Below are 18,791 nucleotides of genomic sequence, written 5' to 3' on the forward strand. Positions count from 1 at the left end.
GTCCGCCAGGGCCACCCCAAGGCGGACTCACTGGGAAGAGCCTATCCTTCCTATGCGCTTGAGGTCTCCGAAATTCATCCAGACGAAGAATGCCTTGCCCACGATATTCGCATCCGGCACGAAACCCCAATAGCGGCTATCCAGGCTGTTATCCCGATTATCGCCCATCATGAAGTAGTTGCCTGCGGGCACTTTGCAACGCACGCCCTCGCGCGAATACTGGCAGGCGGCGCGGCTGGGGAAGCTGCCCATGGGCTCTATTTCCGGCGATCTTCGCTCATCCACCAATATCTGGTGATCAACCTCGCCCAATTTCTCATTGAAGAGCGCCGTATACGAGACCCGGTCGGGATCGAAATAATCCCCCGCGCGAGACGTGGCGACGGGCTGGCCGTTGACGGTCAGCTTCTTGTTCAGATAGGCGATTTCGTCGCCGGGCAGGCCGACGACGCGCTTGATGTAGTCCACTTGCGGATCCACCGGGTAGCGGAATACGACGACGTCGCCGCGCTGGGGGTCGCCCAGCGGCACCACTTTCTTGTCGACGATGGGCAGGCGCAAGCCGTAGGAGAACTTGTTCACCAGGATCAGGTCGCCGATCTGCAGCGTGGGCAGCATGGAGCCAGAGGGAATGCGGAACGGTTCGACCACGAACGAACGCAGCACGAACACGAACAGGATGACGGGAAAGAAGCTTACCGAATATTCGACCCACCACGGCATCTTGCCGGCCCGGTCCACCGCCTCCTGGCGCTGGCGGGCAGCCTCGGCCTCGCCGCCCGCGGCGCGCACGGACTGGCCCCGGCCGGCATCGAACTCCGCTGCCGCCTGCGCCATGCGCCGGGTGCGCCGCGGCTTGAGCGAGAGGCGGTCGTAGGTCCATACGATGCCGGTGACGACCAGCAGCACGAACAGGATCAGCGCGAAATTCAGGCTCATTTGGCCATCCTCATGGGTTGACTGGTTGTACCGCCGCTCATTTGTCCTCCACCTGCAGGATGGCCAGGAAGGCTTCCTGCGGAATTTCCACGCTGCCGACCTGCTTCATGCGCTTCTTGCCGGCCTTCTGCTTTTCCAGCAGCTTCTTCTTGCGGGAGATGTCGCCGCCATAGCATTTGGCCAGCACGTTCTTGCGCAAGGCCTTGACGTTCTCGCGGGCGACGACCTCGGAGCCGATGGCCGCCTGGATCGCCACGTCGTACATCTGCCGCGGGATCAGTTCGCGCATCCGCGAGGTCACGTCGCGGCCGCGCGAGCGCGCGTTGGCGCGGTGCACGATCAGCGACAGCGCATCGACCTTGTCGCCGTTGATCAGCAAGTCCACGCGCACCACGTCGGCGCTGCGGTATTCCTTGAACTCGTAGTCCATCGACGCGTAACCGCGCGACACCGACTTCAGCTTGTCGAAGAAATCGAGCACGATCTCGGCCAGCGGAATCTCGTAGGTCAGGTGCACCTGGCGGCCGTGGTAGGCCATGTTGATCTGGATGCCGCGCTTGGCGGTGCACAGCGTGATGACCGGCCCCACGTATTCCTGGGGCATGAACAGCGTTACCGTGACGATGGGCTCGCGCACCTCGGCGATCTTGGCCACTTCCGGCATCTTGGACGGGCTGTCCACCATGACCACGGAACCGTCGCGCAGCTCGACCTCGTAGACCACCGACGGCGCAGTGGTGATCAGGTCCATGTCGAACTCGCGCTCCAGGCGCTCCTGCACGATTTCCATGTGCAGCAGACCCAGGAAACCGCAGCGGAAGCCGAATCCCAGCGCCTGCGAGACCTCCGGGTCGTACATCAGCGCGGCGTCGTTGAGTTTGAGCTTTTCGAGCGAGTCGCGCAGCGCGTCGTATTCGCTGGACTCCACCGGATACAGCCCGGCGAACACCTGCGGCTTGACTTCCTTGAAGCCGGGCAGCGGTTCGGGTGCGGACTTGGATGTCAGGGTGATGGTGTCGCCCACCTTGGCATGCTTGAGTTCTTTGATGCCGGCGATGACGAAGCCGACCTCCCCCGCCGACAAATGGGTGCGGGATTCGGATTTGGGCGTGAACACGCCCACTTGTTCACACAGGTGGGTGGCGCCTGTCGCCATGAACAGCAGCTTGTCCTTGGGCTTGAGCACGCCGTTCTTGAGGCGCACCAGCATCACCACGCCTACGTAGTTGTCGAACCAGGAGTCGATGATCAACGCCTGCAGCGGGCCGGCCGCGTCGCCTTCCGGAGGCGGAATCCGCTCGATCACGGCTTCGATGATGTCCTCCACGCCCATGCCTGTCTTGGCGCTGGCCGGGATCGCGTCATCGGCCGGGATGCCGATGACTTCCTCGATTTCCTGCTTGGCGCCGTCCGGATCGGCCTGCGGCAAATCCATCTTGTTCAGCACGGGCACGACTTCCACGCCGAGCTCGATGGCCGTATAGCAATTGGCGACGGTCTGCGCCTCCACGCCCTGCGAGGCATCCACCACCAGCAGCGCGCCTTCGCAGGCCGACAGCGAGCGGCTGACTTCGTACGAGAAGTCCACGTGCCCCGGGGTGTCGATCAGGTTGAGGTTGTAGACCTTGCCGTCGCGCGCCTTGTAGTGCAGCGCCGCAGTCTGCGCCTTGATCGTGATGCCGCGCTCGCGCTCGATATCCATCGAGTCGAGCACCTGGGCCTCCATTTCCCGATCGGACAAGCCTCCGCAGCGCTGGATGATGCGGTCGGCAAGCGTCGATTTGCCGTGGTCGATGTGGGCAATGATGGAGAAATTGCGAATGTGCTGCATGCGATCCGTTGGTAGTGTGTCCGGCTCGGCCTGAACGAAAAAAGGGGGCGCTACGCGCCCCGCCTGGTGTGGCCGGCCGCGCCGGGCGAACCGCCCCGCGACCGGCGTGATATCCCGCAACGCGGCATTTTAGCGCCGAGTGCGGATGTCTGCCGGAAATTACCGCGCCGGCCGGATCGGCACCCATTGGGTCAGTTCGTCCCGGCGCACCAGCACCACGTGGGCGCGGTTGCGGTCCAGCTTGGCGACCAACCCGTTGAACTGCGCAGTACCGGTGATTTCGGTGTTGTCGAGCGCCAGCAGCACGTCGCCCTGGCGCAGGCCAGCACGCGCGGCCGAGCCTTCGGCGGCATCCACCTGCACCCCGCCGCGGATGCGCAAGTCGCGCCGCTGCGCCGCCGACAGGTCAGAGACCACCAGCCCCAGGGCATTGGCCTTCTCGGCGCCGCCGCCGGAGCCTTCGTCTGCACGCGCTGCCGCGCCCTTCTCCGGCTGCATCTCGCCCACCGTGATGCTCAGGTCGCGCGTGCCGCCGCGCCGCCAGACCTGGATCGTGGTCTTGGTGCCGGGCTTGGTTTCACCCACGGTACGCGGCAGGTCGGAAGACCGCTCGATGGTCCGGTTGCCGAACTTCAGGATCACGTCGCCCGGCTCGATGCCGGCCTTCTCGGCCGGGCTGCCCGGCTCGACCATGCCGACCGAGGCGCCGGCCGTGCGGCCCAGCCCGATGGCGTCGGCCACTTCCTTGCTGACCTCGCCGATCTGGACGCCGATGCGGCCGCGGATGACCCGGCCGGAAGTGCGCAGCTGGTCGGCTACGCGCATCGCCTCGTCGATCGGGATCGCCAGCGAAATGCCCATGAAGCCGCCGCTGCGGGAAATGATCTGCGAATTGATGCCGACCACCTCGCCGCGCATGTTCAGCAGCGGACCGCCCGAATTGCCCGGGTTGACCGCCACGTCGGTCTGGATGAACGGCAGGTAATCGCCGGTGTCGCGGCCGGTGGCGCTGACGATGCCGGCGGTCACGGTGGAATCCAGGCCGAACGGCGAGCCGATCGCCATGACCCACTCGCCCTTGCGCAACTGGCTGGGATCGCCAGGCTTGAGCGCGGTCATGCCGGCGGCTTCGATCTTGATCAGCGCAACGTCGGTGCGTTCGTCCGAGCCGATGACCTTGGCCTTGAATTCGCGGCGATCGGTCAGCGTGACGTAGATGTCGTCGGCGCCGGTGACCACGTGGTGGTTGGTCAGCACGTAGCCGTCGGCCGAGATGAAAAAGCCCGATCCCACACCGCGCGGAACCTCCTGGCCGCCATCCGAATCCGGCCCCGGCTGGCGGGGAGGTCCGCCGCGCCCCGGCGGCACGAAATCCGGGCCGAAGAACCAGCGGAACAGCTCGTAGGGATCCTGGCCGCCGGCGCTGCTCCGCGCGGGCGCCTTGGCGGTAGTGCGGATGTTGACCACCGCCGGGTCCGCCTTGACGACCAGGTCGGTGAAATCCGGCAATGCACGGGCTTGCGCCTGGGCGGCCGGATGGCCGGCAAACAGGAACAGCGACGCGCAAAACGCCAGGAAGGCCTTCCCCATGGCAGTTTTCGACAGCGATGACATGTCAACTCCGGGTGAACATAAAAAAGGGCAAAAATGCGGCTTCAGTGCCTGCGGGCCGCCGCAGGCGCATAGCTTATCGAATTCGCGACCTGCTGGATGGTGCCGGTGGGCGCTTCGCCCAGGACGGTTATCCAGTAGTCGCCGAGCCGTCTTCCCACTACATTGACGGCGCCGCGCGCACCGGGGCCGGTCTGCTGCGGATGCTTGTTGCCGTTGCCGTAAGGCTCGATGAAGATGGAGATGGCGGCCAGCCCGTCGGACAGCATGACCTGCTTGACGTCCGGCTTGCCCCCCATCGAACGCTGGACCTCCAGGATTCTGCGGAAACCCGCGGGCTCGCCCACGGTCCAGCCGAGATCGGCCAGATCGACGGGATTCAAGCTAGTGCGCACCACGCGCCAGCCCTCCGTTTTCCAGCGAGGCTTGAGCTGCTTGCGATCGACGTCGGCTCCCACCTGCAACGCGATGAAAGCCACCTGCTCGACGACGTCGTCTTCGGGCGAGAGCGTCTGGGTGCGCAGCAGGAGGCCCGACTCGCTGTCGGCGCAAAGCCGGTAGCCGTAGCGGTCGCCGTCCTTGGGCTGCAGCGTGATGACCTGGCAGTCCCGGTCGGCCACGCGCTCCAGTTGCTCGCCGATGCTGACGTCATAATGCGCCATCAGTTGGTCGGCTCCCCCTATCATCAGTCCGGGAAAGCGGTCGCGTGCGGTACGCGTCTCAACCAGGATGGCATGCTTCTGCGGCAGCAGGCACTGTATTTCATCGTCCTTGCGCAGGAATTCCAGCGGCTGGCCATCGAGCAATTCGAGCCGCTCGCGCTCGCTCTTGCCGTCGAACACGTGCGTGACGCGCGACGATTGCATGGAGGAACCCTGCTGGTAGGCGAACACGCCCGAATAATCCAGCTCGCGGGCGGCTTCCTGGATACGCTGCAACAGCCTGGCATCGCTGGACGGCGCGGGCGCCTCCGCCTGCACCGGGGCCGTCGCGGCCATCAGACAGAGCATGGCCCAGGCCAGGAAACGGGTAGACGACACCATTGCCGAGCGACTTGCCTCCGACACGAGTCTTTCCTTCAACGTTGACCTGCTGACGCCTCGAGCGAGGAGACGGAAACCTGCCGGATCGCGCTACGGCCGGCCACCTGCCTGTGGGCGTCGAGATATTCGCCCAGTGCGACGTCCACCTGCGGCTCGGCCTTCCGGGCGCGCGGAGCCGGTGCGGCGACCTGGACGACGGCCGGCTGCTCGGGCTGGGCGCTGGCCAGTTCGAACGAACCGCCGGGCGTACCGAAATAAGGCTGGGCGATCCAGGTCACGGATGCCACCGCAGCCGCGGCGGCCAGGCCAGGAAAGCCATAGCGGACCATGAAGCGGCGCGTGGACGCTCGACGCGGCGCGGCCACGATGGGGGCTTCCTGTTCGAGCGCCCGCAGGAGGCGCTGGTGGAAATCTGCCGAAACCGGCGCCGCCAGTTCGGGCGTGCGCAGCACGTCGCCCACCAGGTGGTAGAGATCCCAATGCGCTTTCCCATCGGCCGAAGCCAGGTAGGCGGAAAAACGGGGGGGTGGCTCATCCAGCTCGCCGTCCAGGTAGGCCGACAGCCATTCCCCGGCTTCGGCCTGCGCCAATCCGTCCTGTCCTTCCGGCACGCCGGAGACGGCGGACTCATTCCGATGCGATGTCACCTGCATTTCCATAACCTCCGGGGCCGCTATACGCCCGGTTATTGCCACACTTGCCCAAACTTCGCGCCTGCCGACGCCTCGCGCCTACCACCGCCTGTCCTCCTGGGTATCCAGCAGGGGCCGCAGCCGCGCGGCGATGGCCTCGCGCGCCCGGAAAATGCGGGAGCGCACCGTGCCAATCGGACATCCCATGGACTGGGCAATGTCTTCATAGCTCATTCCTTCGATCTCACGCAATACGATAGCCGTGCGGAGCTCTTCCGGCAGCGACTCGATCGCCATGTTGACGGTTTCCGCGATCTCGCGCGTGGCCAGCATGGATTCCGGCGTGTTGATATCGCTTAGGTTGTCGGTTTCGTCGAAAGTTTCACCATCTTCGTTTTCGTACTCGGACGGCGAGCTGGGACGCCGGTTCGAAGCCGCCAGATGGTTCTTGGCGGTGTTGATGGCGATGCGGTACAACCAGGTGTAGAAAGCGCTTTCGCCGCGGAACTGCGGCAGCGCGCGATAGGCCTTGATGAAGGCTTCCTGGGCGACGTCATCGATTTCGCTCGGATCGCGGATGAAACGCGAGAGCAGGCGCAATATCTTGCGCTGGTATTTCAGCATCAAGAGCTCGAACGCCTTCTTGTCGCCGCGCTGCACGCGCGCGACCAGCTCGGCGTCGATGTCGCGCTCGCTCGTCATGCCGGATTTTCCAGTCGGGGGTCGCGGGCCTGGGGCGATACCAGCAGCCCCATGCCGCGCTGTTCGGTCCATGCCGCGGCGATGCGCAGCATGCGCCAAGCTTGCGGTTCGACGCTGTCGGCCCAGATCGTGACAGTAACCCGGACTGGCCCCTGCCCTTGCCGCGGCAAGGGCGCCAGCTCACCCTGCAGCGTCAGCCATCCGAGGGGAGAACGCCAGATCCGCAACGGCCGGAAACGCCGCCAGCCGGCGGCGCCGGACAGCATCCAATTGCCGCCGGCATCGACCGCGACGGCATGCCAGGCAGAACGCCGGACGCTGCGCTGCCCCGCAACGGCCAAGCCGACGCCGACGGCGGCCAGCAGGGAGATGGGCAAGAATGCGCCATCCAGCAAAAACGCCGCGAAGACCGCAGCCGAGAGGGTCGCGGCCAGCGCGATGCCCCGCGCCAGCATGCCGGCACGTCGCGAAGGCTGCAAACGCGCCAGCAACGCAAGGCCGGAGGAAGACGCCGCGAATCCGCTCAAATCAGTTATCCATGGCGCCGCGCACCACCCGCAACGCAAGACAGTACGTTGTGCGACTCAGGGCACAGCGGATCCGGCTTTGCCGGTCCGTAAGTAGAGCCCCCTGGGGGGCGCGCGTCAGCGCGTAGGGGGGGGCTTTCACCCTATACCTTGCGAACGATCATGGAGCCGTTGGTGCCGCCAAACCCGAAGGAATTGGACAGCGCAATGTCGATCTTCATCTGCCGCGCCTGGTTGGCACAGTAGTCCAGATCGCACTCGGGATCCTGATTGAAGATGTTGATCGTCGGCGGCGCAATCTGGTTGTAGACCGCCAGGGACGTGAACACCGCCTCGATACCGCCGGCCGCGCCGAGCAGGTGGCCCGTCATGGATTTGGTCGAACTGATCACTACGTTCTTGGCATGATCGCCGAAGGCCAGCTTGAGGGCTTCGGTCTCGTTCTTGTCGCCCAGCGGCGTGGAAGTGCCGTGCGCGTTGACGTAGTGCACCTGGTCGGCGTTGATGCCGCCGTTGCGCAGCGCGTTGACCATGCCGCGGCGCGGACCGTCGCGGTCCGGCGCGGTGATGTGATGCGCGTCGGAGCTCATGCCGTACCCGGCGAATTCGCCATAGATACGGGCGCCGCGTTTCTTGGCGTGTTCGTATTCCTCGAGCACCAGGACACCGGCGCCTTCGCCCAGCACGAAGCCGTCGCGGTCGCGGTCCCAGGGGCGAGAAGCCGTCTTGGGGTCGTCGTTGCGCGTGGACAGCGCGCGCATGGCCGCGAACCCGCCGACGCCCAGCGGCGAAACGGTCGACTCGGCGCCGCCGGCCAGCATCACGTCGGCATCGCCGTATTCGATCAGGCGAGCGGCATCGCCGATGCTGTGCAGTCCGGTCGTGCAGGCGGACACCACGGCATAGCTGGGGCCCTTCATGCCGAAACGGATCGACAACTGCCCGGCAATCAGGTTGATCAGCGAGGCGGGGACGAAATACGGCGAAATGCGGCGCGCGCCGCGCTGCAGGTATTCGGCTTCGGTTTCCTCGATGCGGGGCAGGCCGCCGATGCCCGAGCCGACGATGACGCCAACGCGTTCGGCGTTGGCCTCGGTGATCTCGAGCCCGCTGTCATGCCAGGCCTGCACGCCGGCTGCGATGCCATAATGGATGAAAGTATCCATCTGGCGAGCTTCCTTGGCGGGGATGTATTGCCCCAGATCGAAACCCTTGACCTCGCCTGCGATGTGGCAGTTGAAATCGGTGGGATCGAAGCGGGTGATGCGGTCTATGCCCGAACGGCCATTGACGATGTTGTCCCAGGCGGAGGCGATGTCATTGCCCACGGGGGAAACGATACCGAGACCGGTGATGACGACGCGTCGCTTCACTGACTACTCCTCAATTGCGCGGAAAAAAGCGTATCCGGCAGCCCCCTTCCGCCTGGGGCAGGCAGGTTGCGCATGGCCGTGCCGGAATCAAAAAACGAAGGCGGCCGATGAGCCGCCCCCGTCATCGCATGCTTACGATTACTTCTTGATGTTCGCACCGACGTAGTCGATAGCCTGCTGCACGTTCGTGATCTTCTCGGCTTCCTCGTCGGGAATCTCGGTCTCGAATTCGTCTTCGAGAGCCATCACGAGTTCCACCATATCGAGCGAATCGGCACCGAGGTCGTCGACAAAAGAAGATTCGTTTTTGATCTCGGCTTCGTTGACGCCGAGTTGCTCAGCGACGATCTTCTTCACGCGCTGTTCGATGCTATCCATGGAGATCCTCCAAAAGGGTCTATATCTAACTGAATTATAGCCAAGCTCGCCTGCATCAAGCGGAGCCGACCGGACAAATGCATATCGCGGTTGCAATACGCGGAAATCAATTCATGTACATGCCGCCGTTCACATGCAGGGTCGCGCCCGTCACGTAGCCGGCGCCCGGCGAGGCCAGATAGGCCACGCCGTGGGCGATGTCCTCCGGGCGGCCGAGGCGGCCCAGCGGAATCTGCCCCAGCAGCGCGCCGGTCTGCTCGTCTCCCAGCGAACGCGTCATGTCGGTATCGATGAAACCGGGCGCCACGCAATTGACGGTGATGTTGCGGCTGCCCAACTCGCGCGCCAGCGCGCGGGCCATGCCGGCCACGCCCGCCTTGGCGGCCGCGTAGTTGGCCTGGCCGGCATTGCCGCTCGCGCCCACCACCGACGTAACGTTGATGATGCGCCCCCACTTGGCCTTCATCATGCCGCGCATGACGGCCCGGGACAGGCGGAAGACCGCGCTCAGGTTGGTGTCGATCACGGCCGACCAGTCCTCGTCCTTCATGCGCATCGCAAGTGTATCCCGCGTAATGCCGGCATTGTTGACCAGAATGTGCGGGCCGCCTTCGGCTTTGCCGATCTCGTCGACCAGCGCATCCACCGCGGCGGGATCATTGACCTGCAGCACGGCGCCCCGGCCTTTCACGGGAAAGCCCGCCAGCGCCTCGGTGATCGCCTCTGCGCCGGCATGGGTGGTGGCCGTGCCGATCACGGTCGCGCCGCGCGCAGCCAGTTCCGCCGCAATGGCCTTGCCGATCCCCCGCGATGCGCCGGTCACCAGCGCGACTTTACCTTGCAGTTCCATGGTTCTTCCTTGTTTCCCCGGCTTCGGGTGGCGCTGCGCCATCCCGGCCCATTCGTTCTCTTGCCCGCGCCGCGCTTCCGTCCGGCGCGGCCGCTCACCCCTGCACGGCAGCCAGCGCCGCTTCGAGCGTCGCCTGGTCGGTGACCGCCAGTGCGGCAAGCTCGGGCGCGATTCGCTTGGCCAGGCCGCTCAGCACCTTGCCGGGCCCGCATTCAACCAGGTGCGTCACGCCTTGCGCCTGCATGGTCTGGATCGTTTCCACCCATCGTACCGGATGCCAGGCCTGGCGCACCAGCGCGTCGACGATAGCCCCCGGCTGAGTGGGGGCGGCGACGTCGACGTTGTTCAGCACCGGGATGCGGGGCGACTGGATATCGATAGCCTCCAGCGCCTTCGCCAGCACCTGGGCGGCCGGCTGCATCAGGCTGGAATGGAACGGCGCCGAGACCGGCAGCGGCAGCGCGCGCTTGGCGCCGGCCTGTTTGGCGGCCTCGCAGGCGCGCTCGACGGCGGCCTTGTCGCCCGCGATCACGACCTGGGCGGGCGCATTGAAATTGACTGCTTCCACCACCTGCCCCTGCGCCGCAGCGGCGCAGACGGCGCGCACCTGGTCGTCGCTCAGGCCCAGGATGGCGGCCATGCCGCCCTGCCCCACCGGCACGGCCGACTGCATGGCGTCGGCGCGGATGCGCACCAGGCGCACGGCATCTTCGAGCGTCAGCGCGCCCGCGGCCACCAGCGCGGCGTACTCGCCCAGGCTATGGCCGGCCACGACCACGGGTTGGGGTCCGCCCGCCGCCTGCCAGGCGGCATAGGCTGCCACACCGGCGGTCAACATGACCGGCTGGGTGTGGGTGGTGAGATTGAGCTGCTCGGCAGGGCCGTTGGCCATCAGACCGGCGAGATCCTCGCCCAGCGCGGCGCCGGCGCGCGCCACGACGTCGGCCACCGCCGCATTGCCGGCAAAGCCGTCGAGCATGCCGACCGATTGCGAACCCTGGCCGGGAAAAACGAATGCGATTTTAGTCATGGGAAGATTCCGCTGTTCTGTATGCGGGCCGGCTCACATGCGCGCAAGCACCGCGCCCCAAGTGAATCCGCCGCCCACGCCCTGCAGCATCACCGTATCGCCCCGCTTGATCCGCCCGTCGCGCCGGGCGGCATCCAGGGCCAGCGGCACGCTGGCCGCGGAAGTGTTGGCGTGCAGGTCCACCGTGGACACCACGCGCTCGGCGGGCACGCCCAGGCGCTTGGCGGTGGCATTGATGATGCGCACATTGGCCTGGTGAGGCACGAGCCAGTCCACGTCGGCCAGCGTCACGCCTGCCTCTTCGACCACTTCATGGGCGACGCGGTCCAGCACCGTGACGGCCTGTTTGAACACGGCCTGCCCTTCCATGCGCAGGAAGGGATCGCCGATGACTTCGCCATAGGCGACGTTGCCGGCGGCGCACAATATCTTGGTCTGGCTGCCGTCGGCATGCAGCTTGGCCGCCATCACGCCCGGCTCGGCCGAAGCCTGCAGTACGACCGCTCCGGCTCCGTCGCCGAACAGCACGCAGGTGGAGCGGTCGTTCCAATCGAGAATGCGGGAGAAGACCTCGGCGCCGATGACCAGCGCGTTGCGGGCGCGCCCGATGCGCACGAAGCTGTCGGCAATGGTCAGCGCATAGATGAAACCGGTACAGACGGCTTGCACGTCGAAGGCGGCCGCCTTCGACGCGCCCAGGTTCGCCTGGATCAGGCAGGCCGTGCTGGGAAAGACGAAATCCGGGGTGGAGGTGGCCACCACGATCAGATCGAGATCGGCCGCCTCTATCCCGGCGTCCTGCAACGCGCGGCGGGCGGCCTCGGTGCCGAGCTGGCTGGAGGTTACACCGCGCTCGGCCAAATGGCGCTGGCGGATGCCGGTGCGCTCGACGATCCAGGAATCGGAGGTTTCGACGCCGCGCTGCGCCATCTCCGCCGCCAGTTCGTCATTGCTGACCACGCGTTCGGGCAGGCAGCTTCCCGTACCGATGATTCTCGACCAGGCAGTCGGCGCCGGATTGCCGGCGGGACGCGCCGCTGTTGCACTCATGCATTTTCTCCATGCGGGACCGGCTCGCGGCCGTCCGCTTGTCCTGCCCCACCCGCCGGCGCGCCCGTCATCTGGGCGATGGTCTGCGCCGTGCGCGCCAGCAGGCCGCTGGTGACCGCATCGCAGGCATCCTGCAAGGCCCACTCGAACGCATAGGCGTCCGCCGATCCGTGGCTCTTGATGACGACGCCGCGCAGGCCGAGCAGCGCCGCGCCATTGTAGCGGCGCGGATCGACCCGCTGCCGGAAACGGTTCAAGACCGGCGAGGCGATCGCGCCGATCAGCAGCGTGAACAGGTTTCTCTTGAATTCTTCTTTAATGAAGACGCCCAGCATCTTGGCCAGGCCTTCGGAAGACTTGAGCACGATGTTACCAACGAAGCCGTCGCAGACGACTACGTCCACCGTTCCCTTGAAAATGTCGTTGCCCTCGACATTTCCATAGAAATTGAGCGGACTGCCGCGCAATAGCTCGGCGGCCTGCTTGACCACTTCATTGCCCTTGATGGCTTCTTCGCCGATGTTGAGCAGGCCCACCGTGGGACGTTCGCGGTGCCCCACGCTCGAGACCAGGGCCGAGCCCATCATGGCGAATTGCAGCAGGTGCTCGGCGGTGCAATCGACGTTCGCCCCGAGGTCGAGGATGACCGTCACGCCGCCCATGTGGTTCGGGAGTGCCTTGGCGATTGCCGGACGATCGATACCGTCGAGGGTCTTGAGCACATAGCGCGAGATCGCCATCCATGCGCCGGTATTGCCTGCCGACACGCAGGCGTCGGCCTTGCCGTCGCGCACGAGTTCCGCAGCAATCCGCATGGAGGAATCTTTCTTGCGCCGCAATGCAACCTCCACCTTGTCGTCCATCGTGACGACTTCGGTGGCAGGCACGATGCGCAGACGCTGGCGTACGGACGCGGGCGGGCGCGCTTGCGCTAAGCTCGCCTCGAGCTTATCGGCCAAGCCCACAAGGTGCAGTTCGACATCGGGACGGCGAGCCGAGAACGCCAGTGCGGCAGGAAGCGTCACGGGCAGGCCGAAATCGCCTCCCATGCAATCGACCGCGATACGGATCATAGCCATGGACGCAAGAACGCCTGACCCTGCGCATCATCGCCCTCGAGCCCGCAGCGGACTGAAGGCCCGGTGGGCTCGGCGTATGGATGGAGGGCAGACAAGACCGGGAAAGGTTCCGCAAGTGCCCAGGGGTGAAATGCCGACCAGGCCTGAGCGTCGTCCGCACTCCACCCCTGAGTAGACGATCCCATGGCGCTTGGCCCGGGATCGTTCCGTATCACTCGTCGTTCTTGGTCTTGAGGACCTTGCGCCCGCGGTAGATACCGTTGGGGCTGATGTGGTGACGCAGATGCGTCTCGCCCGTGGTCGCTTCGGCGGCGATGGGGGGGTTGGTCAGAAAATCGTGCGCGCGGTGCATGCCACGCTTGGAGGGCGATTTTTTGTTTTGCTGAACGGCCATGTTACGGGACTCCTAGGAACGGCGCGCATTGTAAGCCAGATGCCTACGCGTGACCGCCGCGAGTTCTAAAACCTGCTTTTCGAAAGATGACGGCGGCCTGCGCAGGCTTGCTCGAAACGCCGTCCAAAAACACCAAACACCTGCGAAAACACCAGCAGCCCACCTTCAGCCGCCGCTGCCGCACCCGGCCGCGCACAAGGCGCCGGCCATTCGCACGGGTGCGACTATACACAAAAACTGTCGCTTATTTGCCGACATCGCCCGAAGAAGACTTGAGCTGGGCCAGCGCCGCGAACGGCGAAGGCTTGCGTTCCTGCCCATCGCCGCCTTCGCTCTCGCCACCCGGACAGCGTTCGTGCCTGGGCACGTACGGCACGCTCAGGATCAGTTCGTCTTCGACCTGCTCCTGCAGGTCGAACTTGCGCGACCCCAGCACTTTCTCATAATCCTCGCCGGCCTGCTCAGCGGCCAGTTCCGACATGTCGAAGGTATCGGGATTGTCGAGTTCGGCTTCGGTCTGCACCAGTTGCAGCACGACGCCCGACTCGATGGGCATCGCCAGCGGCCCGAGGCAGCGCTGGCAGCGCAGCGTCAGTGCCGTGGCGACGTCGAGCCGGATCAATTCCTCGCCCAGCGGCCCCCGGTCGGCCTGGGCCGCCCAGCGTACCATCGCGGCAGGATCCTGCTCCGGCAAGCCATCCAGCAGGCGCACGAACCGCGCGAGCGGCACGCTGCCTTCCAGCGACTTGCCCACGCGGACGAACTCGAACGCATCGATATAGCGCATGGTGTCCGCCTGCGTCTCGACCGCCTTCGTCTCGAATTCGCGCTGTTCAGCAGCTTTTTTCATTCCCCTGGCTTCGGTTTTCTTTTCGGCGTTCACAAAAGGCATCCCGCAAAAGAAGAAGAATTTACCCGGGAAAACGTTGGATAATAGCGCGGATGGACAAAAAGAGTCAAACAAGTCAAACACTTATCCGCCAGACCGTACCATCCATGGCAAGTATCGCACCCTCCCGCCGCACGCTGATCCTGGCTTCCACCTCGCCGTACCGGCGAGAACTGCTGGCCCGCCTGCGCCTGCCCTTCTCCGTCATCGCTCCCGGCGTGGATGAAACGCCCCTGCCGGGAGAAACCCCGCCGGCGCTGGCCTTGCGGCTGGCCCGGGCCAAGGCGCGCGCAATCAGCCAGGCTCACCCCGGCGCCCTGGTGATAGGCTCCGACCAGGTCGCCACCCTCGGCGACAGCCCCATAGGCAAACCCGGCGATTTCGGCCGCGCGCTGGAGCAATTGCGCGCCATGCGCGGCCGGACGGTCACCTTCCACACTGCGGTCGCCATCGACGACGGCCAGCGCCAGGCCAGCGACACCGTGCTGACGCGCTGCACGCTGCGCACGCTGTCCGATGCGGCGCTGCGCGCCTACCTGCACGCCGAGCAGCCCTACGACACCGCCGGCAGCGCCAAGGCCGAGGCGCTCGGCATCGCCCTGATGGAGCGCATCGACAGCGACGATCCGACCGCGCTCATCGGCCTGCCCCTGATCGCGCTGACGCGCATGCTGGCGACATTCGGCATGGACCCTCTCGACGCGCCGGACGGCGCGCAGGCATGAGCATGAACACGAACTCGGGCATCCTGCACCTGATACCGGTTTCCCTGGGCGACGCCCCGCCCGAACGCTGGCTGCCCGCCGAGGCGCGCGCACTGGCCGGCCGGCTCGACACGTACATTGCGGAAAACGCCAAGACCGCCCGCGCCTTCCTCAAGTCCATCGGCACCCAGCGCCCCCTGCAGGAAATCACCATCCATACCCTGGATGCACGCACCGGCGACCGCGACATCGCCGACTGGCTACGGCCGCTGGCGCAAGGCGGCGAGATCGGCCTGGTATCCGAAGCCGGCTGCCCCGCGGTGGCCGATCCCGGCGCCCGCGTGGCGCGGGCCGCCCATGCAATGGGCGTGCGGGTCCAACCCTGGGTGGGGCCCTCCTCCATCCTGCTCGGCCTGATGGCCAGCGGACTGGACGGACAGCGCTTCGCCTTCCATGGCTACGCCCCCGTGGACCAAGCCGATCGCGCGCGCCAACTGCGCGACTGGGAACAGGCCTCGGCGCGCCACAACCAGACCCAGATGCTGATCGAAACGCCCTACCGCAACGGCGCCATGCACGCAGCGCTGCTCGCCGCGCTGCGGCCCACCACGCTGTTGTGCGTCGCCCGCTCGCTTACGACCGACAACGAATGGGTGCGCACGCTGAGCATCGCCGACTGGAAGCGCCAGCCGCCTCCGCAACTGGACAAGCAGCCGACGCTGTTCCTGTTCCTGGCCAAGTCTTGACGCAGTCTCAGCGCCAGCGCCAGCCGCCCCGGTCCACCGCGGTCCGCGCCACGCCGGCGCCGAAAGACACGCCCACGCGCTTGGCCACCCGTTCGGCGAAATTCTCGCGCACGGTGTAGTCGACCACGTCTTCGGCCTGAATCACGTCGCGCGCCACGCCTTCCACCGTGCCGAGATCGTCCGCGAGCCCCAGGTCGATGCTGCGCGCGCCGGTCCAGACCAGGCCGGAGAACATGTCGGGCGTCTCCTGCAGGCGATCGCCCCGGCCCTCGCGCACGGCTTCGACGAACTGCTGGTAGATCTCCTTGACCAGCGCCTGCGCATGCGCCTGCTGCGACGGATTGGCGGGCGAGAACGGGTCGAGCATGGCCTTGTTCTCGCCCGACACCACCAGGCGCCGCTCCACCCCCAGCTTGTCCATCAGCCCGGTAAAGCCGAAGCCTTCCATGATCACGCCTATCGAACCGACCACACTGGCCCGGTTGACGTAGATCCTGTCGGCGGCAGCGGCCACGTAGTAGCCGCCCGAGGCGCAGATTTCCTCGACGACGGCATAGACGGGCTTGTCCGGATGCAGCGCGCGCAGGCGGCGGATCTCGTCGTAGATCATGCCGGCCTGCACGGGGCTGCCTCCCGGGCTGTTGATGCGCAGCACCACGCCCTTGGCCCCGCCCTCGTCGAACGCCGCCTGCAGCGCGGCATTGATTTTCTCGGCGCTGGCCTCGCCATCGGCATCGATGACGCCGTCCAGGTTGACCAGCGCGGTATGCGCGGCAGGCACGCCCGACGTACTGCCGCGGAACAGCACGCCGGTAGCCGCCAGCACGATCAGCACCACGGCCGTCAGCGCCACGAGGCGGAAGAAAATGCTCCAGCGGCGCCGCGCGCGTTGCTCGCGGATCGAGGCGAACACCATTTTTTCCAGTACGTCGCGCTCCCACTGGCCGGGAATGCCGGGAGCGCCGGCGGGAAGATCGGAGGACGAATCGGGGCGTATGTCCTGGGACATGAAAGAAAGGCTCGCGGAAAAAAGGACGAACTACGGACCGCGGCCACCGGGCCGCGGCGGATCAATCGCTAGGATAGGCCATGTTGCCCCGCAGCGACAGCCGCGAAGCGGGCCCGGCTCAGGGCCGCAAACGGCTTTGCAGCCATCCGCCCAGTTCGGCGATGCTGCCGACCAGGGCCTGCGGGCCGCAGCCGGCCAGTTCGCCCAGCGCATGGGCGCCATAGGTGACGCCGACGCCGTGGATGCCGGCATTGCACGCCATCTGCAGATCGTGCGAGGTATCCCCCACCATGATCGCGCCGGCCGGATCGGCGTCCAGTTCGCGCATGATCTCGTACAACATGGCCGGATTGGGCTTGGAGAAGGTCTCGTCGGCGCAGCGCGTGGCGTCGAAGTAACGGCGCAAGCCGGTCGCTTCCAGCGCGCGCTCCAGCCCCACCCGGCTCTTGCCCGTCGCCACGGCCAGCCGCACGCCGCGCCCGGCCAGCTCCGACAGCATCTGCTCGGCGCCTTCGAACAGCCTGAGCTCCGGGTCCTTGGTCAGGTAGTGGAAGCGGTAGCGGGCGACGAAGGCAGGAACCTGGCGCTGCTCGAGCGTGGGCACGGCAGCCAGCAGCGCCTCCTGCAGGCTCAGGCCGATCACCCAGGCCGCGGCCTCGTCGGGCGGCACCGGCAGGCCCAGGTCGCGGCAGGCGGACTGGATCGCGGCAATGATGGTGGGCGTAGAGTTCATCAGGGTGCCGTCCCAATCGAACACCACCAGCGAATAGCCTTCCACAGCGCTCATTGATGTACCCTCCTGTCGCTGCGCCACATCTTCCCCGAGGAAGGTCGCGCGCCCTCCGGGCGGCCGGGCGGGCGCGCTCATGGATTTTCCAGTTTCTTGATGAAATCGAGACAATCCTGCGGCAGGTCCGCCTGGAAAGCCAGCGCCTCGCCCGTCAGGGGGTGCGGCACGCACAGGGTATGCGCATGCAGGAACATGCGCCGGAACCCCAGCGCGGCCGCCCCGGCGTTGGCCGCTTCGTCGCCGTATTTGTCGTCGCCGACGATGGGAAAGCCGCAACTGAGCAGATGCACGCGGATCTGGTGGGTGCGGCCGGTCTTGAGTTCGGCATCCAGCAGCGAGTAGGCGCCGTAACGCTGCCTGAGCACGAAAATGGTATGGGCGGGCTGGCCGTCCTGGTCGACCCGGACGCGCCGCTCGCCCGACTGGGTGGTCCACTTGAGCAGCGGCTTGCGCACATGCTGGCGGTCGTTGACCCAGTCGCCCGCGACCATGGCCAGGTAATGCTTGTTCCACAGGCCGTCGCGCAGCGACTGATGCAGGCCCACCAGCGCGTTGCGCTTCTTGGCGACCAGCAGCAGGCCCGAGGTGTCCCGGTCGAGCCGGTGCACCAGCTCGAGGAACTTGGCCTGCGGCCGGGCGCGGCGCAATTGCTCGATCACGCCGAAATCGACGCCGCTGCCGCCGTGCACCGCCACGCCCGCCGGCTTGTCGATGGCCAGCAGGGCATCGTCCTCGAACACGATGGGAAACTCGCTGGGCGGCACGAAGCGCACCGGCACCTCGGGCAGCCGGAACGGCGGCACGCGGACGAGGTCGCCGGATTCGATGCGGTGGTCCACCGCCACCCGGCCCTTGTTGACGCGCACCTCGCCGCCGCGGATGGCCTTGTAGAGGTGGCTCTTGGGCACGCCCTTGCACAGGCGCAGCAGGAAATTGTCCAGCCGCTGGCCGTGATGCGACTCGTCCACCTCGACCAGGCGCACGGCAGGCGCGGGCGCGGCCTGGGGCGGCCGGGCGGGACGATCCCGGCCGGCTGAGGATTTCGCTTTGCGCAACAATGGTAGCGACATATAATCCTGAAGCCTGATCGAATCAGGCGGGTTGGAGCACAGGGTTGACGCACACGTCGACGCCCACCCAGTCTGCACTTCCTGCGTCGAGACGCGCTTTTTGCGGCGTTTCCGCCAAGTGCGGGCCGGATCCAGGCCCAGGCA

The 18,791-nt window shown here is 66.2% G+C and carries 20 protein-coding genes; 2 read left to right on the forward strand and 18 right to left on the reverse strand.

The window, feature by feature from the left end:
- Window positions 1-27: 27 nt before the first annotated feature.
- From lepB to PIGHUM_RS21145, 15 genes are all read right to left on the reverse strand, one after another.
- Window positions 28-939 (reverse strand): signal peptidase I, encoded by a 912-nt coding sequence (lepB, locus tag PIGHUM_RS21075; RefSeq protein WP_124081685.1) that lies wholly within the window; start codon window positions 937-939, stop codon window positions 28-30.
- A 37-nt stretch (window positions 940-976) separates the two neighbouring features.
- Window positions 977-2,770 (reverse strand): translation elongation factor 4, encoded by a 1,794-nt coding sequence (lepA, locus tag PIGHUM_RS21080; protein WP_124081686.1) that lies wholly within the window; start codon window positions 2,768-2,770, stop codon window positions 977-979.
- 159 nt (window positions 2,771-2,929) lie between these two features.
- Window positions 2,930-4,384 carry a DegQ family serine endoprotease gene (locus tag PIGHUM_RS21085; RefSeq protein WP_124081687.1) on the reverse strand — a complete coding sequence of 485 codons (1,455 nt, stop codon included), beginning with the start codon at window positions 4,382-4,384 and terminating at the stop codon, window positions 2,930-2,932.
- 41 nt (window positions 4,385-4,425) lie between these two features.
- A complete protein-coding gene (locus PIGHUM_RS21090) occupies window positions 4,426-5,448 on the reverse strand; it encodes a MucB/RseB C-terminal domain-containing protein (RefSeq protein ID WP_124081688.1) in 1,023 nt (340 codons plus the stop codon).
- 11 nt (window positions 5,449-5,459) lie between these two features.
- Window positions 5,460-6,071 carry a sigma-E factor negative regulatory protein gene (locus tag PIGHUM_RS21095; protein WP_425466745.1) on the reverse strand — a complete coding sequence of 204 codons (612 nt, stop codon included), beginning with the start codon at window positions 6,069-6,071 and terminating at the stop codon, window positions 5,460-5,462.
- 84 nt (window positions 6,072-6,155) lie between these two features.
- A complete protein-coding gene (rpoE, locus tag PIGHUM_RS21100) occupies window positions 6,156-6,758 on the reverse strand; it encodes an RNA polymerase sigma factor RpoE (protein WP_124081690.1) in 603 nt (200 codons plus the stop codon).
- Entirely contained in the window at window positions 6,755-7,213 is a 459-nt protein-coding gene (locus tag PIGHUM_RS21105; RefSeq protein ID WP_124081691.1) for a hypothetical protein, read from the reverse strand. Before PIGHUM_RS21105 ends, rpoE begins: the two co-directional genes overlap by 4 nt.
- Window positions 7,214-7,428: 215 nt before the next feature.
- Window positions 7,429-8,658, reverse strand: coding sequence for a beta-ketoacyl-ACP synthase II (gene fabF / locus PIGHUM_RS21110; protein ID WP_124081692.1), 1,230 nt, complete (start codon window positions 8,656-8,658; stop codon window positions 7,429-7,431).
- Window positions 8,659-8,796: 138 nt separating this feature from the next.
- Window positions 8,797-9,036, reverse strand: a complete 240-nt coding sequence (gene acpP / locus PIGHUM_RS21115; RefSeq protein ID WP_124081693.1) for an acyl carrier protein — start codon at window positions 9,034-9,036, stop codon at window positions 8,797-8,799.
- A 106-nt stretch (window positions 9,037-9,142) separates the two neighbouring features.
- Entirely contained in the window at window positions 9,143-9,886 is a 744-nt protein-coding gene (gene fabG, locus PIGHUM_RS21120; protein ID WP_124081694.1) for a 3-oxoacyl-ACP reductase FabG, read from the reverse strand.
- A gap of 94 nt (window positions 9,887-9,980) precedes the next feature.
- A complete protein-coding gene (fabD, locus tag PIGHUM_RS21125; protein ID WP_124081695.1) occupies window positions 9,981-10,916 on the reverse strand; it encodes an ACP S-malonyltransferase in 936 nt (311 codons plus the stop codon).
- A 33-nt stretch (window positions 10,917-10,949) separates the two neighbouring features.
- Window positions 10,950-11,966 (reverse strand): beta-ketoacyl-ACP synthase III, encoded by a 1,017-nt coding sequence (locus PIGHUM_RS21130; RefSeq protein WP_124081696.1) that lies wholly within the window; start codon window positions 11,964-11,966, stop codon window positions 10,950-10,952.
- Window positions 11,963-13,039, reverse strand: coding sequence for a phosphate acyltransferase PlsX (gene plsX / locus PIGHUM_RS21135; RefSeq protein WP_124081777.1), 1,077 nt, complete (start codon window positions 13,037-13,039; stop codon window positions 11,963-11,965). Before plsX ends, PIGHUM_RS21130 begins: the two co-directional genes overlap by 4 nt.
- Before the next feature lie 217 nt (window positions 13,040-13,256).
- Entirely contained in the window at window positions 13,257-13,439 is a 183-nt protein-coding gene (gene rpmF / locus PIGHUM_RS21140; protein WP_124081697.1) for a 50S ribosomal protein L32, read from the reverse strand.
- A gap of 244 nt (window positions 13,440-13,683) precedes the next feature.
- The gene (locus PIGHUM_RS21145; protein WP_246013406.1) at window positions 13,684-14,289 is read right to left on the reverse strand and encodes a YceD family protein; all 606 of its coding nucleotides are present in this window, start codon (window positions 14,287-14,289) and stop codon (window positions 13,684-13,686) included.
- 146 nt (window positions 14,290-14,435) lie between these two features.
- Between PIGHUM_RS21145 and PIGHUM_RS21150 the strand changes: the two genes are divergently transcribed.
- Window positions 14,436-15,053, forward strand: coding sequence for a Maf family nucleotide pyrophosphatase (locus tag PIGHUM_RS21150; RefSeq protein ID WP_124081698.1), 618 nt, complete (start codon window positions 14,436-14,438; stop codon window positions 15,051-15,053).
- Window positions 15,054-15,055: 2 nt separating this feature from the next.
- The gene (locus tag PIGHUM_RS21155) at window positions 15,056-15,778 is read left to right on the forward strand and encodes an SAM-dependent methyltransferase (protein ID WP_124081699.1); all 723 of its coding nucleotides are present in this window, start codon (window positions 15,056-15,058) and stop codon (window positions 15,776-15,778) included.
- Between the two features lie 7 nt (window positions 15,779-15,785).
- Here PIGHUM_RS21155 and PIGHUM_RS21160 read toward each other — a convergent pair whose 3' ends face one another.
- The 3 genes from PIGHUM_RS21160 to PIGHUM_RS21170 all read right to left on the reverse strand — a co-directional run bounded on the left by PIGHUM_RS21160 (window position 15,786) and on the right by PIGHUM_RS21170 (window position 18,647).
- Window positions 15,786-16,787, reverse strand: a complete 1,002-nt coding sequence (locus tag PIGHUM_RS21160; protein ID WP_124081700.1) for a S49 family peptidase — start codon at window positions 16,785-16,787, stop codon at window positions 15,786-15,788.
- A gap of 118 nt (window positions 16,788-16,905) precedes the next feature.
- On the reverse strand, window positions 16,906-17,574 hold the full coding sequence (locus PIGHUM_RS21165) for an HAD-IA family hydrolase (RefSeq protein WP_124081701.1): 669 nt from the start codon (window positions 17,572-17,574) through the stop codon (window positions 16,906-16,908).
- Window positions 17,575-17,651: 77 nt separating this feature from the next.
- Window positions 17,652-18,647 carry an RluA family pseudouridine synthase gene (locus tag PIGHUM_RS21170; RefSeq protein ID WP_124081702.1) on the reverse strand — a complete coding sequence of 332 codons (996 nt, stop codon included), beginning with the start codon at window positions 18,645-18,647 and terminating at the stop codon, window positions 17,652-17,654.
- Window positions 18,648-18,791: the final 144 nt, after the last annotated feature.

The organism is Pigmentiphaga humi (assembly GCF_900606115.1).
Classification (GTDB): Bacteria; Pseudomonadota; Gammaproteobacteria; order Burkholderiales; family Burkholderiaceae_B; genus Pigmentiphaga; species Pigmentiphaga humi.